Source organism: Croceibacterium salegens (assembly GCF_009827435.1).
Classification (GTDB): Bacteria; Pseudomonadota; Alphaproteobacteria; order Sphingomonadales; family Sphingomonadaceae; genus Croceibacterium_B; species Croceibacterium_B salegens.
Genome location: NZ_WTYM01000062.1, coordinates 3,477 through 17,980, shown reverse-complemented (window position 1 = coordinate 17,980; position 14,504 = coordinate 3,477). Strand labels below are relative to the sequence as shown.

Below are 14,504 nucleotides of genomic sequence, written 5' to 3'. Positions count from 1 at the left end.
ACCCGCGTCATGCGCCTCAGCTTCCTTGCCCCCGAGATCATCGAGGCGATCATCGCCGGCAAGGTACCGACGTCGATAAGCGCCAAGGCGCTCATGGGCTTGCACGACTTGCCGATCGAGTGGTCGCGGCAGCAGCGGGTGCTGCACATCGCCTGACCGGGTCCATGCCGAGTTCCCGCGCGGCGCCTCGGCGCCGCTTCTCGTTCCTGCTCCTCGTTCAGCCGCCCAATTTACGAGAAGGGTACCTGCCAGATTGGCCGCAGAGAATCCCGGCGATTTGCGCCGGATTCTCCCTCGCGTCACGCTCTCCGGGGTACCAGGTCGCGCGCAGAAACGCGCAGGAATGCGCCGTTTCGGCGCGCTCCGTGGGTCAACTATCTGATATTACAGACAAAATGGCGGAGACGGAGGGATTCGAACCCTCGATACCCGTTACCAGGTATGGTTCCTTAGCAGGGAACTGGTTTCAGCCACTCACCCACGTCTCCGGACCCAAGCGGCGAGCGCGGCCTATAGCGGCGGGTCTTGCGGGCTTCAAGGGCGCTCCAGGCACCAGCGCAAAATTGCTGCCAGGCGGTGATCGGGACTCGGTTCACCGCAAAACCGATTCGCCCTGCCGCGCATTCATTGCCGCTTCAGCGGCAGTGGATTCTTCTGTCGTGTGGAAGCGTCCACGCGGACGGGATGGGAATGAAAGTCATGAAAATTATCGCCGCTTCACGCCGCTGCCTGCTGGCCGCCGGACTTGCGCTCGCCGCTTTCGGCAGCGCGCAAGTCGCCGCGCAGGACATCGAGCAAGTCGACCCCAACGACTACGCCGCCATCGACGGCGACCTCAACCAGCCGCCAGAAACGCCGAGCTATCCCGAGCCTGCGCTCGACCTGCCGGCCGAATCCAATTCGACGGTCCAGCCAGCACCCGTCGTGGCCGATGCGGTGGTGACCGCCGCGGTACCCGCAGCGGTCCAGCCCGCTGTCGCGACGTCGCAAGCCGACACCTATCACGAAGATGACCTGATCGGCGCCGCCGAAGGCGTGTTCGGCAAAGGCGCAGAAGGCGTCGCTCGGATGATCGAGGACCTGCTCAAGAAGCAGGGAGAGCCCAATGGCTACATCGTCGGGCGCGAGGCCGGCGCGGCGGTCGGGCTCGGCCTGCGCTACGGTTCCGGCACGCTCTACCACAAGGTCGAAGGCCAACGCCCGGTCTACTGGACCGGCCCCTCGATCGGTTTCGACCTTGGCGCCAACGCCGCCAACACCTTTGTGCTGGTCTACAACCTCTATGACACCGACGATCTCTACAAGCGCTTCCCGGCGGGCGAAGGCGATGCCTACCTCGTCGGCGGGCTGACCGCGAGCTACCTCCGATGGGGCGACGTGGTGCTCATCCCGATCCGCATGGGCGCGGGCGTGCGGCTGGGCATCAATGCAGGCTACATGAAGTTTTCCAGGAAGCAGCGCTGGCTGCCTTTCTGACCGCGCAGCAAAACTAGGGACAGAAAACCCCTCTTCGCGCTTGCGAAGCGTGGACGGCGGCGGCAAAGCGTCGCCCGCCATGCTCGACAGACTCGACCAACAGCCGCCCGACGCGCTCCTTGCGCTGATCAAGCTCCACGACGCGGACCCGCGCGCCGACAAGATCGACCTCGGCGTCGGCGTTTATCGCACCGGCCAGGGCGAAACCCCGGTGTTCGGCGCAATCAAGGCGGCCGAGCAGAAGCTGGTCAAGGAACAGGATTCGAAGTCCTATCTCGGCCCCGAAGGCGACATGGGCTTCGTCCATGCGCTGATGCCCTACATCTTCGACGGTGAAGACCCGACGATCGGCGGGCGCATCGACGGGATGCAGACCCCCGGCGGCACCGGCGCTGTGCGCCTTGCGCTCGCGCTGGCCAAGGCCTGCGGGGTGAGCCGAATCCTGATGGGCATACCGAGCTGGCCCAACCACGCGCAGATCATCAAGGACCTCGGCCTCGAGCTAGTGACCTTCGCGCATGCGACCGATGACGGCGCTGCCGACCTCGCCGCACTCGAAGCCGCGCTGTCTGATGGCCGCGAAGGCGATGCGGTGCTGCTACACGGCTGCTGCCACAACCCGACCGGGGTCGACTACACACCGGCACAGTGGGACGACATTGCGCAGCTGCTCGAAGGCAGCCCCGTCCTGCCAATCGTCGACCTCGCCTACCAGGGCCTCGGCCACGGGATGGATGAGGATGCCTACGGGGCGCGCCGCGTCATCGCCGCCGTGCCTGAGGCGTTGATCGCCTACAGCTGCGACAAGAATTTCGGCCTCTACCGCGACCGCGTCGGCGCGCTCTATGCGATGACTGCCGACACCGAAAGCCTCGCCCGGGTGATGTCGAACGGCTACGCGCTGGCCCGCGCCGCCTGGTCGATGCCGCCGGACCACGGCGCCGCCGCGGTCCGCCTGATCCTCGAGGACGAAAAGCTCACCGCCATGTGGCAGGACGAGCTCGACCAGATGCGCGCGCGCATTCGTCAGGTTCGCGACCGCCTAGGCACGGCGGGACAGGTCGGCTCGGTCGACCTCACTCCCCTAGCCCACCAGAACGGAATGTTCGCCACCCTGCCGCTCGACAAGGACCAGATTGCCGAGCTGCGCAGCGAACATGGCATCTACATGGCCGGATCGGGCCGCATCAACGTCGCCGGTCTGACGATGGACAACATCGAAAAGTTCATCCACGCCGTAAGCGCGGTGGCCTCGTAACCATGGACCGGCAGCCGGTCCTCGAAGGGGAGCGGCTGTTGCTCAGGCCGCTGGAACCCGCCGACTGGGACGCGCTCTTCGCCGTCGCCAGCGACCCGCAGATCTGGGCAGTCCACCCGATGCACAATCGCTGGCAGGAGCCGGTCTTTCGCGCCTTCTTCGCCGATGCGCTCGACAAGCGCGGCGCGCTGGCGGTGATCGAGAAATCGAGCGGAGAAGTGGTCGGTTCGAGCCGTTTCCAGGGATACGACCCGATGAACGGCGGCTCGGTAGAGATCGGCTGGACCTTCCTCGCCCGGCGCCTGTGGGGCAGCGGCGCCAATGCCGAGATGAAGCGGCTGATGCTCGCTCACGCCCTCGGACATGTCGAGGTGGTCAACTTCCGCGTTGGCGAGGACAATGTCATCAGCCGCAAAGCGATGGAGCACATCGGAGGGCGGCTGACCGACCAGATCGACATGACCGACACGCCGAATGGCCCGGTAGCGCACGTCGTCTACGAGATTACCCGCGAAAGCTTCGCGACCGGCCCGCTCAGTCGGGCAGCTTGAGGCCGCGCAGTTCGTAGCCCAGCGCCGCCTCCGCGGCCTGGGTGGCCTTGACCGCCGGTCGTTTTCCCACGCGTTCGTAATGCGCCCACAAGCCGGGCAGTGTCTCGCGCGGCAGGCCGATCGTGTGGTGCGCCCGCCAGAACAGGCGGAACAGGTGGATGTCGACGATCGAGTAGTGGGCGCCCACGGCCCATTCGTGGCCTGCCAGCCGCTCTTCGGCGACGGCGAAGGCGGCAATGGTATCCTCCGGCGGGCCACCGAAGGTCGGGTGGATACCGCTGGCGAGGTAGCTCATCCACGACAGCCCGCGCGCCTCCCCGGCGATTCCGCTGCCCGGCATCAGGCCCGCCTCGGGAAACTTGCGGGCGAGGTAGAACAGGATCGCCAGGACCTCGGTCAGTACGAAGTCGCCATTGGCCAACGTCGGAACCTTGCCTGCGGGGTTGAGCGACAGGTAGCCCGCCTTGCGGGTCTCCTTCCGGTGGAACGACAGCGGGACCAGCTCAAACGAGGCGCCGATTTCGTTGAGTGCAATGTGCGGTGCGAACGAGCTCGATCCCGGCGCGATCCACAATTTCATTATGAGGCGCTGTCTCGCAGCTGCGTCTGCCCGGCCGCCGCCTGCCGCCTGAGGTCCGCCTTGAGCGCAGGCGGATCGCGCACGAAGATGAAGCCGAAGCTCACCCCGCCCTCCTTGCTCACCGTCGCATGGTGCAGCTTGTGCGCCTGGACCAGCTTGCGGGCGTAACCGCGCTTGGGCACCCAGCGAAAATAGCGCTGGTGGACGAGACCGTCGTGCACCAGCGTGTAGATGATGCCGTAGAACAACACGCCGAGGCCGATCCACGTCGCCGGCCACCAAGCGTTCACCCCCATCACCAGCGGGCTGCCGATGGCGAAGAACGAGATCGAGATCCCCGCGCCGACGACACCGAACAGATCGTTCTTCTCCAAGCGCTTGTCGTGCGGTTCGTGATGGTCGCGGTGCCAGCCCCAGCCGAAACCGTGCATCACGTACTTGTGGCTGCTCCACGCGACGCATTCCATCGCCAGCACGGTGGCGATTACGATCAGAGCGGGGGCGAGCCAAGACATAGCCCCTAAATAAGGACTTTGGCCGCTCAAAGACAGCCCCTGCTTGCCTTGCGCGTGCCGGGAGTCCATCTGCAATGCCATGGCCAGCAAGCCCCGTACCCTCTACGAAAAGATCTGGGACGCCCACGTCATCGAACAGCGTGACGACGGCACCAGCCTCATCTTTATCGACCGCCACCTCGTCCACGAAGTGACCAGCCCGCAGGCCTTCGAGGGCTTGCGCATGAACGGCCGCAAGGTGCGCCGTCCCGAGCTGACGCTCGCCGTGCCCGATCACAACCTGCCGACCACGGCGCGCATCGACGCTGACGGCAACCGCGTGCCGATCGAGGACGAGGAAAGCCGCGGCCAGCTCGAAGCGCTCGAACGCAATGCCCCGGCGTTCGGCGTGCGCTACTTCGGCGCGACGGCGAAGGAACAGGGCATCGTCCACGTCGTCGGTCCCGAGCAGGGTTTCTCGCTGCCCGGCACCACGATCGTCTGCGGCGACAGCCACACCGCGGCGCACGGCGGCATGGGCGCTCTCGCCTTCGGCATCGGCACCAGCGAGGTCGAGCACGTGCTGGCCACTCAGACGCTGCTGCTGCGCAAGTCGAAGTCCATGCAGGTGGTGGTCGAGGGAGATCTTGGTCCCGGCATCACTTCCAAGGACCTGATCCTGCACATCATCGGCGCGATCGGCACCGCCGGGGGCACCGGGCACGTCATCGAATACCGCGGCAAGGTGTTCGAGGAGATGAGCATCGAGGGCCGCCTGACGGTCTGCAACATGAGCATCGAGGGCGGCGCACGCGCCGGGATCATCGCTCCCGACGATACAACATTCGCCTATCTCAAGAGCCGTCCGCTCGCCCCGAAGGGTGCGGAGTGGGATGCCGCCGTCGCTTACTGGCGCTCGCTGTTCAGCGACGAGGGCGCCGAATTCGACAAGACCGTGGTCATCCATGCGGCGGACGTCGAGCCGACCGTGACCTGGGGCACCAGCCCCGAGGATACCGTCGCCATCGGCGGCGTCGTGCCTGACCCGGCGAGCTTCGCCGACGCCGGCAAGCAACAGGCGGCCAGGGCCAGCCTCGCCTACATGGGCCTCGAACCCGGCCAGCGGATGGACGAGGTCGAGGTGCAGAACGTCTTTATCGGCAGTTGCACCAACAGCCGCATAGAGGACCTGCGCGCCGCCGCCGCGATCCTCAAGGGCCGCACCAAGGCGCCGGGCGTGAAGTGGGCGATTGTCGTCCCCGGCTCGGGACTGGTGAAGGCGCAGGCCGAGGCGGAGGGGCTCGACAAGGTCTTCACCGACGCCGGGCTCGAATGGCGCGAGCCGGGCTGCTCGGCCTGCCTCGGCATGAACCCCGACAAGGTCCCGGCGGGCGAACGCTGCGCCAGCACTTCAAACCGCAACTTCGTAGGCCGCCAGGGCCCCGGCGCTCGCACCCACCTTGTCAGTCCGGCCATGGCGGCGGCGGCTGCCGTGACCGGCAAGCTCACCGACGTGCGGGAACTGGTTTGAAGGGCACCTGCCCCTGCGGCGGGGTGACCGTCACCGTCCTGCGCAAGCCGGAATTCCTCAACTCGTGCAACTGCACACTGTGCTTCCGGCTCGGCGGGCTGTGGGGCTACTACGCTCCCTCCGAGGTAACCGTCGAGGGCGAGACGAAGGCATTCATCCGCGACGATATCGAGCAGTTCCTGCAGACCAACTTCTGCCCGACCTGCAGCGCCACCGTCAGCTGGACCTCGCTGAAGCCTTACGACCGCATGGGGCTCAACATGCGGCTGTTCGATCCCGACGAACTGGTCGGCTTGCCGATCCGCTTCCCCGACGGCCGCGCCGACGAGGGTGAAGGCGAGCGCCCGCCGGCCCGCCACGAAGAAGTCCTCTTCGCGCTCGACGCGCCTTTCTGAGCCCTACTTCGCCGTCCGCATCCCGGCGAGGTAGTCCATCTTCCCGACCTCGCAGCCCATCGCGCGCATGATCGCGTAGGCGGTGGTGGTGTGGAAATAGAAGTTCGGCATCGAGAAGCTGAGCAGGAACTGATCGGCGGCCCAAGGCACGTCTGCACTACCGAAGACGAAGCGCATCGGCTTGCCGATCAATGTCTCGAATTCTGCCGGATCAAGCTGTTCAAGATAACCAATTGCCTCTCCCAAACGTTCTTTAAGACCGGCGAAACTGTCCGGCGGCGGGCTCAGGTCGGGCGAGAACTGGCCCTTGAAGCAGCCCTCGATCGCGCCCTGGCTGTGCATCGCGGTGGCGCGCACCTGGCGGTTGAAGGGGAACATGTCCGGCGCCAGCCGGGCGTCCATCATTTCCGACTCGCTGCGCCCGCTTTCCGCGCCGAAGGACTCGGCCTTGTCTAGCCAGTTGGCGGTGCCGCGCAGGATCTGCAGGTAGCTGGGCACGGTGGCGGCATGGAGCGAAAACGACATCGGCAATTCTCCCTGCGAGACCCGCGCACGGCATGGACGCAGGCGATTCTCTCTGCCAGACGGTAGCACGGACCTAGTCAACAACGACAGGCGCGTGAGAAGCCATTCCGATGGCTGCGCGGAGGAGAGACCGCCGATGAGACCGTCCCGCCCGACACTGGCGCTTGCAGCCCTGATTGCGTTCGCTTCTGCACCCGCCCCGGGGCAAACCGCACGTCCGATGCTCGACTATGCGACCGCCGCCAAGGTGCGCGACGGCTGCCTTGCCTGGGCGGCGGAACACAAGCTGCAGGTTGCGGTCGCGGTCTTCGACGAGAGCGGGCGGCTGATCACATTTGCCATCGCCGACGGAACCCCCACCGCGGTGGCCGATTTCGCTATGTGGAAGGGCAAGTCGGCGGCGACGATCCATGTCGCCTCGAAGGAAACCGCCAATTGGGGAAAGGGCCCGCCGGGCCTCGCCACCTGGGAAGGCGGGACGCCGATCTTCACTCCCGCCGGAACACCGCTGGGCGGAGTTGGGGTCTCGGGTGCCGAAAGTGCCGAGGACAGCGCCTGCGGCGAGGCTGGCATCGCCGCCGCCGGGATGGCGCACAGCGCAGGATAAGGAACCGTCGTGCCGATCACGTCATTCGAAGGTAAGACCGCATTCGTCACCGGTGGTGCGAGCGGGATCGGGCTCGGCATCGCCAAGGTGCTGATCGAACGCGGCGCGCAGGTCGTGCTGGCCGACCTAAGGCAGGACCATATCGACGACGCGCTGGCCGAATTCGCCGAGGGTGGGCGATCCAACGCGGTCAGCGCCCTCCAGCTCGATGTCACCTCGCGCGAAAAATACCGCGAAGCCGCCGGCCGGATGCAGGACGAGTTCGGCGGGATCGATATCCTCGTCAACAACGCCGGCGTAGGGCTCGAAGGGCCGATCCTCAAGGCGACCTATGCCGATTACGACTTCGGCTTCGGGGTCAACGTCGGCGGGGTGATCAACGGCTTCGTCGAGTTCCTGCCGCAGATGCTGGCGCACGGGCGAGGCGGGCATATCGTCTCGACCGCCAGCCTCGCCGCCGAGGTCGTGATGCCAAGCCACATGGCGATCTATGCCGCGAGCAAGGCCGCGGTCTGCCATTACTGCGAAAGCGTGAAGGCCGAGCTGTCCGCCCACGACATTGGCGTGTCGATCCTGCTGCCGGGCCCGGTGAAAAGCCGCATCCACGAAACCCAGCAGAACCGCCCCGAGCACCTGCGCGAAGGCAGCGGATACGAGGAAAGCGAGGCCAAGCTCGGCCGGCGCATCGTCGGCGACAACTGGATGGAGCCGGAGGACGCGGGTCGGCTGGTGGCCGACGGCATCCTAGCCAACCAGACCTACATCGTGACGCACGGCTTCTACAAGGACGCCATGCGCGCCCGGGCGACCGCCGTGCTCGACGCGACGCCGGACAAGAAGGAAGAGGCGCCCGACTTCGGGCAATTCAGGGATGAGTAGAAACAAATTCCTCCCCGGCACGGGGAGTGGAACCATGCAAAGCATGGTGGAGGGGAATCGCCCAACGCGCTGCACCTGGAGGACAACCCCTTCCACCACGCCGCAGCGCGTCGCGGTCCCCCTCCCCATTCTGGGGAGGATCTAGATGCAAGACCTGACGGGCAAAGTCGCCTTCATCACCGGCGGCGCCAGCGGCATCGGCCTGGGCATGGCGCGGGCGTTCCTCGACGAGGGGATGAAGGTCAGCCTCGCCGACTGGAGCGACGACCATATCGCCAAGGCGAAGGAGCAGCTCGCCGGCAACAACGCGGTCCAGTTCGTCAAGGCCAACGTCGCCGATCGCGACAACCTGCGCGCCGCGGCGAACGAGACGCTCGAAGTCTTCGGCAAGATCCACGTACTGTGCAACAACGCCGGGGTGAACGGCGGCGGGACCGCGGCGAGCCCCGATTTCGACGATTTCGACCGCGCGCTGGCGGTCAACCTCGGCGGGGTGGTCAACGGCACCAAGATCGTCGTGCCGATCATCCGCGAACAGGGCGAAGGCGGCCACGTGGTCAACACCAGCAGCATGGCCGGTGTTGTCCCCCTCCCGGGCCTCGCCGCCTATTCGACCGCCAAGTACGCGGTGCGCGGGTTCTCCGAGAGCCTGCGCATCCAGCTTGCCGAGAAGGGCATCGGCGTCTCGTGCCTGTTCCCCGGTGCGACCCGCACCGCGCTCGTACCGCTTCCCGAAGACGATCCCGAGCACATCAAGGAGGAAGGCGCGCCTCAGTTCCTCAAGGACCTGTGGGACGCAATGCGCGCCGCCATCGATCCCTACGACACCGGCAAGGCCGTGGTCGCGGCGATCAAGGAAAACCGGTTCTACATCTTCACCAACAACGAGTTCCTCGATGAAGTGAAAGACCGCCACCGCGAGATCGAAGACGCCTTCCCGCAGGAGCCGGCCCCGGCAGGCCGCGTGAAGTTCGAAACGATGCGCCGCGAGATGACCCGCAACCTCATGGCGCCCGGCAATCGCCCGGTGCCGGCGGAGAGCAAGGAAGATATGGCGCTGGACCTCGGCTCCAAGTCGCCGGCGGGAGGACAGTAGGCTCGGTCGAGCTTGTCGAGGTGGACGGGCAACCGCCCGCAGCTTGCCTCAAACCGCTGGCATTTTCCTGGCAGACCGGGAAGTATGCCCACGGGGAGGAATTCACTTCATGGCCTTAGCTTTCAGCGAGGCGCTGTCGCGCCAGCCGATCAGGACCTTTTCGATCCTGACGTTCGCAATCTGCATGCTGGTGCTCGTCGCCGACGGGATGGACGCGCAGCTGCTCGGCATCGTCGCGCCGGTGGTGATCGAGGAATTCGGCGTCGACCGCGGCACCTTCGGTATCGCCATGAGCTCGGCGCTGGTCGGTTTCGGGATCGGCTCATGGGGCGGCGGCTGGCTCGGCGATACGGTGGGACGGCGCTGGTCGCTGGCCCTCGCCTCGCTTGTGTTTGCGCTCGGTACGGTCGGGGCCAGCACGACAAGTGACGTCTGGGCGATGGCTGCCTGGCGGCTTGTCAGCGGGCTAGGATTCGGTTCGGCCTATGCCAATGCCATCGCGCTGGCCGGCGAATGGCTGCCTGACAAATGGCGCTCGGTCGGCGTGACCACGCTCTCGGTCGGCACCCCGGCAGGCGGGCTGGTCGTCGCTTCGCTCGCCCCGACGCTTCTCGACACCTACGGTTGGCGCGGGACGTTCGTAGCGGTCGGCCTCTCCACCCTGATCGTCGTCGTCCTGATCGTTGCGATCCTGCGCGACAGTCCCTCGTTCCTGCTCTCACGGGGCAAACCGGACGAAGCGAAGATCGCCGCCCGCAAGGTGCTCGATGGCGATCCGCCGCTGGCACCAGAGCGGCACATGACCGACACCGCCGCCGGCGCCATCGGTGTGCTCGACGCAAGCAACGCGCGCCTCAACCTCGGCATTGGCATCGCCTTCGCAGCGGCCACGATGGTCGCCTACGGTATGCTCAACTGGGGCACGACCTTCCTCACCGCCAAGGGCCTGACGCTCGACGTCGCCGCCTACACCGTGGCGGTCGGCGGGATCACCTCGATGATCGCCTCGATCGCCGTAGGCGTGGTCATCCAGCGGCTCGGTTCGCAGCGCGTCGTCCTGACGCTGAGCGCCGGCCTGTTCATTACGCTGTTGGTGTTCACCGTAGTGCTAGAGTCGCTTCCAGCCACTCCGACTGGCAGCGAGCAGACGCTGGTGATCGTGCTCTACGGCCTGTCGGCGGCCCTGTTCAGCGGCGCCATAGCCAGCTTCTATGCCCTGATGACCCACGGCTACCCGGCCTCGTGCCGCTCGGCAGGCATCGGCTTCGGCATCTTCGTCGGGCGGGTCGGCGCCATTGCCGCAACGGGACTCGGCGGCTGGCTGATCGATCTCGGCGGGGGCAGCCTGCTACCGTTCTTCGGCGTGCTCTGCGTCGGCGCGGTGCTGATATCTGCTGCGGCCCTGGTCAACGATCGCCATGTCCCTCCGGCGCGCAAGACCCGGGGCACACCAATGAATTGACGCATTCGTCAGCCCGCCCTTGAGTGCCTCAATTTTGAGTGTTAATGTTACATCCACGGAAGCAGTCCAGAAATATAATTATACGGCCTTCTTAAATGCTTCCGAGCTTGGGAAGTCTCATGGAATTCGACCAGGATGAGTTCGGTGCTCGCCTGCGAGCGCTAGTGCAGGGAACGACTGTCGTGCAGCTGCGCACGATGACGATGGACGTTTTCGCAATGCTGGGCCTGACGAAGGCCTACTTCCTGGCACCGCTGACTCGCGACGCGCGCGTCGGCCGGAATCTCGGCAATGTCGGGTTTGCAGCTGCATGGGAGCGGCAGTACCGCGAGCGCCTGCACAAGACCGATCCGTTCCCGAGCATCGCGCTACGTCACACGGGGGCAATCATCTGGCCGGGGATCCTCGAGCACGAAAAGATCGATGCCGCAGGCAAGCGTTATCTCGAAATTGCTGCACGCTATGGCATGGCCAGGGGAATCGGCACCGCGTGTTACGGACCCAACGGCCGCGCCGGGTTCGTCGGCGCTTCCTTGCCCAGGTCCCTCCCTCTTTCCGAGGACCTTATGCGGGTGCGGTTCAATGTCACCGCACAACTGTCCTTCCAGCGCTATTGCTCGCTGGTCCGGGTCGACGAAGAAGCGCATCGGCTCTCGAATCGCGAACTCGACGTCCTGCAACTGATCAGCCAGGGGAAGAGCAACTCGGTCATTGCCGAACTGCTCGGCATCTCGCCGTCTTCGGTCGATGTCTATGTCCGCAGAATCTTTGCCAAACTCGGCGTCGCCGACCGGACCTCGGCCTCGTTGAAGGCGTTTTCGAACGGCCTGATCGTCACCGTGCACTAGCCGCATTGCTACACGGATTGCGGTTCGCGAAGCGGGTGCAGCATACCTTTTTGTGTAGCGCAATTACGGGACATGAATTGTCTCTAATGTAGCGCTAACACGCATCGGAGGCCGGGCCGCAACTCTTCGGGTCGTAATTCGAAGTCTGCACCAGGTCTCGGCACCCCGGTCCCCAAGCCCGGGGTGCCACACTCCTTCAAGAATCCGTGCGGACCAGGCTCCTCGCCCTTCCTCCTTCAGAGGAGGCTGGCCGCACGGAGCTTTTCCGGTCAGGCGCAACCATCCCAAGTCGCAGGAACGCGGCGCGCGGATCGTGCCGAGCGCTGCCAGATTTCGATCGGACGCGATGTGCCCATGCCCGCTTTCGACGCGGACATGGGCTACGATGAGTGGGCGCCTCAGCGCACGCGCGGGCCGCCGAACGGCAGCGGCGGCGGGGGACGGCGCGCACCGCGCGGCAGCTGCGCCTGGTAGGCCCGCCCGCAGTGCTCGACGCAATAGGGGAACCCCGGGTTCACCTTCTCGCCGCAGAAATGGAAGTCGGCTTCGCCCGGGTGCCCCATCGGCCAGCGGCAGACGCGGTCGTTGAGGTCGAGCAGGCTGGTCTTGTCGGCGATCTCCGGGCTCGGCTTGGCCGGCACGAGGCGGCGCGGCGGGGCCGGCGGAATCGGCGCCTGCTGGTCGCCCGGACCCTGACGCAGGAAGCCGCCGGGACCGACCGAGACGATCTTGGGCATGTCCGGCGTCGGATTGGGAAGCGGCTGGCTCGGCACGGCCGAAGCCGGCGCACCGGTCACGGCGGGCGCCGGGCGCGGCGCAGGGGCCGGAACGACCTTGGGCGCGGGCGCCTTCGGCTTGGCGGCCTTGGCCGCCAGCTTGGCCTGCGCGGCCGCCTTGCCCGTCTTCGCCGCCGGCGTTTCGTTCGGCTTGACCGGCGAGGGCCGGGACTTGAGGCCGAGGCGATGCGCCTTGCCGATCACCGCGTTGCGCGAAACCCCGCCGAGCTCGTCGGCGATCTGGCTCGCGGTCGCGCCGCTCTCCCACATCTTGGTCAGCTTGGAGATGCGTTCGTCAGTCCAGCTCATCTTGTTTCGTTACCTCTTCAAATTCGCGCCCGGCAGCCGCGTTGCGCTTGCCAGCGCGCGGCGCTGCCGATAGTCGGCGCCCCATGGCCGATCAAGCCCAACCCGTCATGGCCGCCGATTCCGGATCGAGTTCCGGCCCAGCACAGACCAACGAGAAGACACGGCGGGAGTTTCCGCCCAAGGGGCAGCCGCTGATCCATGGCTTCAACCGGATCGGGCTGTGGAGCCTCTATATGAAGGAGGTGCGCCGTTTTCTCAAGGTGCACACCCAGACAATCTGGGCTCCCGCCGTCACGACCCTGCTGTTCCTGGTCATCTTCACCGTGGCGATGGGCCGCGGTGACCGGATGGTCCTTGGCGTTCCATTCGCCACGTTCGTCGCACCGGGGCTGATCATGATGGGAATGATGCAGAATGCCTTCGCCAATTCGAGCTTCTCGCTGCTTGCGGGCAAGATTCAGGGGACGATCATCGACTTGCTGATGCCGCCGCTGTCGAACGCCGAACTGATGATCGGCATCGTCGCCGCCGCCATCACGCGGGCCTTCATGGTCGGCGGCGCGCTGGCGCTGGCGATGGCGCTGTGGCCGGGCGTGCAGTTGCAGGCCGCGCACCCCTGGGCGATCCTGTGGTTCGCGCTGATGGGAGCAACGTTCCTCTCGTTGCTCGGCCTCGTAGCCAGCCTGTGGGCCGAGAAATTCGACCACAACGCAGCGGTGACCAACTTCGTCGTCGCCCCGCTGTCGCTGCTTTCGGGCACGTTTTACGTGATCAGCAATCTCTCGCCGCTGTTCCAGACGATCAGCCGGGCCAACCCGTTCTTCTACATCATCTCGGGCTTCCGCTTCGGCTTCCTCGGCCAGAGCGACATCGGCAACACCAACCAGGCGGTGATCGGCGCGGCGCTCGGCCTCGGCGTCCTCAACCTGATGTTCGGCTGGGGCGCCTACCTGCTGCTGAAGAGCGGGTGGAAGCTGAAGAGCTGAGCGACGCCTAGTGCGTCAGACTGCGACGGAGGCGATAGCGCCCGTCGGCAAAGTCCTCGAACAGTTCGTGCACGCTCGGGTGATCGACCGGCCCGCCTTCGCTGTCGCCGAGCAGGTTCTGCTGGCTGACATAGGCGACGTAGGAGCTGTCCTCGTTCTCGGCGAGCAGGTGGTAGAACGGTTGGTCGCGGCGCGGGCGCATGTCCTGCGGGATCGCTTCGTACCAGTCTTCGGAGTTGGCGAAGACCGGGTCGATGTCGAACACCACTCCGCGGAAATCGAACAGGCGATGCTTGACGATGTCGCCGATTCCGAAGCGGGCATGCGAAGCGGACGGCGCATCGATACGGCGCCCAGCTTGCGGAGAATAGTACTGCGATCTGTCCATGAGACAGGGAATATAGAAGGCCGCAGGGGCGAAACAAGCTGTCTCTGGGGGCCCATGCCCGGATAATTGCTTCACGCGGTCAAGAGGGGCTTGGCAACCGTGCACCCTTCCGCTAACCGCCGCGCTTTCCGGTCGACCGGGCGCCTGCGAGCGTCGGAATCACCCCGCGGAGAGGTGGCAGAGAGGTCGAATGCGCCGCACTCGAAATGCGGTTTACGGGCAACCGTAACGTGGGTTCGAATCCCACCCTCTCCGCCAGCTAGTCGGCTGAATTGTCTCCGTTTTTTCCAGAACATCGATTCAGATCTGGATAATTCGACAACCGTACCGATGCTTCGAACAG

General features: G+C 65.7%; 16 protein-coding genes and 2 tRNA genes. 12 read left to right on the top strand and 6 right to left on the bottom strand.

Annotated elements, in window-relative coordinates; genetic code table 11:
• Nucleotides 1–396: 396 nt before the first annotated feature.
• Nucleotides 397–488 (bottom strand) — tRNA-Ser (locus GRI89_RS17405).
• Nucleotides 489–699: 211 nt separating this feature from the next.
• Here GRI89_RS17405 and GRI89_RS17400 point away from each other — a divergent pair.
• The 3 genes from GRI89_RS17400 (at nt 700) to GRI89_RS17390 (ending at nt 3,285) form a co-directional block, all read left to right on the top strand.
• Nucleotides 700–1,476: a DUF1134 domain-containing protein gene (locus GRI89_RS17400; protein ID WP_235913505.1), complete on the top strand. Its 777-nt coding sequence runs from the start codon at nt 700–702 to the stop codon at nt 1,474–1,476.
• A 79-nt stretch (nt 1,477–1,555) separates the two neighbouring features.
• Entirely contained in the window at nt 1,556–2,734 is a 1,179-nt protein-coding gene (locus GRI89_RS17395) for an amino acid aminotransferase (protein WP_159798310.1), read from the top strand.
• A gap of 2 nt (nt 2,735–2,736) precedes the next feature.
• Entirely contained in the window at nt 2,737–3,285 is a 549-nt protein-coding gene (locus tag GRI89_RS17390) for a GNAT family N-acetyltransferase (RefSeq protein ID WP_159798308.1), read from the top strand.
• Here GRI89_RS17390 and GRI89_RS17385 read toward each other — a convergent pair.
• Nucleotides 3,269–3,865, bottom strand: a complete 597-nt coding sequence (locus tag GRI89_RS17385; RefSeq protein ID WP_159798306.1) for a glutathione S-transferase family protein — start codon at nt 3,863–3,865, stop codon at nt 3,269–3,271. The genes GRI89_RS17390 and GRI89_RS17385 overlap by 17 nt on opposite strands.
• Nucleotides 3,865–4,380 carry a sterol desaturase family protein gene (locus GRI89_RS17380; protein ID WP_159798304.1) on the bottom strand — a complete coding sequence of 172 codons (516 nt, stop codon included), beginning with the start codon at nt 4,378–4,380 and terminating at the stop codon, nt 3,865–3,867. Before GRI89_RS17380 ends, GRI89_RS17385 begins: the two co-directional genes overlap by 1 nt.
• A gap of 79 nt (nt 4,381–4,459) precedes the next feature.
• Between GRI89_RS17380 and leuC the strand changes: the two genes are divergently transcribed.
• A complete protein-coding gene (leuC, locus tag GRI89_RS17375) occupies nt 4,460–5,890 on the top strand; it encodes a 3-isopropylmalate dehydratase large subunit (protein WP_159798302.1) in 1,431 nt (476 codons plus the stop codon).
• Nucleotides 5,887–6,285 carry a GFA family protein gene (locus GRI89_RS17370; protein WP_159798300.1) on the top strand — a complete coding sequence of 133 codons (399 nt, stop codon included), beginning with the start codon at nt 5,887–5,889 and terminating at the stop codon, nt 6,283–6,285. Before leuC ends, GRI89_RS17370 begins: the two co-directional genes overlap by 4 nt.
• A gap of 3 nt (nt 6,286–6,288) precedes the next feature.
• Here GRI89_RS17370 and GRI89_RS17365 read toward each other — a convergent pair whose 3' ends face one another.
• Nucleotides 6,289–6,810, bottom strand: coding sequence for a DUF1993 domain-containing protein (locus tag GRI89_RS17365; RefSeq protein WP_159798298.1), 522 nt, complete (start codon nt 6,808–6,810; stop codon nt 6,289–6,291).
• Between the two features lie 136 nt (nt 6,811–6,946).
• Here GRI89_RS17365 and GRI89_RS17360 point away from each other — a divergent pair, with 136 nt between their 5' ends.
• The 5 genes from GRI89_RS17360 (at nt 6,947) to GRI89_RS17340 (ending at nt 11,702) form a co-directional block, all read left to right on the top strand.
• The gene (locus GRI89_RS17360) at nt 6,947–7,417 is read left to right on the top strand and encodes a GlcG/HbpS family heme-binding protein (protein ID WP_159798296.1); all 471 of its coding nucleotides are present in this window, start codon (nt 6,947–6,949) and stop codon (nt 7,415–7,417) included.
• Between the two features lie 9 nt (nt 7,418–7,426).
• On the top strand, nt 7,427–8,296 hold the full coding sequence (locus tag GRI89_RS17355; RefSeq protein WP_159798294.1) for an SDR family NAD(P)-dependent oxidoreductase: 870 nt from the start codon (nt 7,427–7,429) through the stop codon (nt 8,294–8,296).
• Nucleotides 8,297–8,441: 145 nt separating this feature from the next.
• Nucleotides 8,442–9,392 carry an SDR family oxidoreductase gene (locus GRI89_RS17350; RefSeq protein WP_159798292.1) on the top strand — a complete coding sequence of 317 codons (951 nt, stop codon included), beginning with the start codon at nt 8,442–8,444 and terminating at the stop codon, nt 9,390–9,392.
• Nucleotides 9,393–9,501: 109 nt separating this feature from the next.
• On the top strand, nt 9,502–10,854 hold the full coding sequence (locus tag GRI89_RS17345; protein ID WP_159798290.1) for an MFS transporter: 1,353 nt from the start codon (nt 9,502–9,504) through the stop codon (nt 10,852–10,854).
• A 119-nt stretch (nt 10,855–10,973) separates the two neighbouring features.
• Nucleotides 10,974–11,702, top strand: coding sequence for a helix-turn-helix transcriptional regulator (locus tag GRI89_RS17340; protein ID WP_159798288.1), 729 nt, complete (start codon nt 10,974–10,976; stop codon nt 11,700–11,702).
• A gap of 398 nt (nt 11,703–12,100) precedes the next feature.
• Here GRI89_RS17340 and GRI89_RS17335 read toward each other — a convergent pair whose 3' ends face one another.
• Nucleotides 12,101–12,787, bottom strand: a complete 687-nt coding sequence (locus tag GRI89_RS17335; protein ID WP_159798287.1) for a GcrA family cell cycle regulator — start codon at nt 12,785–12,787, stop codon at nt 12,101–12,103.
• Between the two features lie 83 nt (nt 12,788–12,870).
• Here GRI89_RS17335 and GRI89_RS17330 point away from each other — a divergent pair, with 83 nt between their 5' ends.
• Nucleotides 12,871–13,773, top strand: coding sequence for an ABC transporter permease (locus GRI89_RS17330; protein WP_159798286.1), 903 nt, complete (start codon nt 12,871–12,873; stop codon nt 13,771–13,773).
• A 7-nt stretch (nt 13,774–13,780) separates the two neighbouring features.
• Here the strand turns inward: GRI89_RS17330 and hspQ are convergent, their stop codons facing one another.
• Nucleotides 13,781–14,161, bottom strand: coding sequence for a heat shock protein HspQ (gene hspQ / locus GRI89_RS17325; RefSeq protein WP_159798285.1), 381 nt, complete (start codon nt 14,159–14,161; stop codon nt 13,781–13,783).
• Nucleotides 14,162–14,329: 168 nt separating this feature from the next.
• On the opposite strand from hspQ, the gene GRI89_RS17320 reads away from it, so the two are divergent.
• Nucleotides 14,330–14,419 (top strand) — tRNA-Ser (locus GRI89_RS17320).
• The last annotated feature ends 85 nt before the right edge of the window (nt 14,420–14,504 follow it).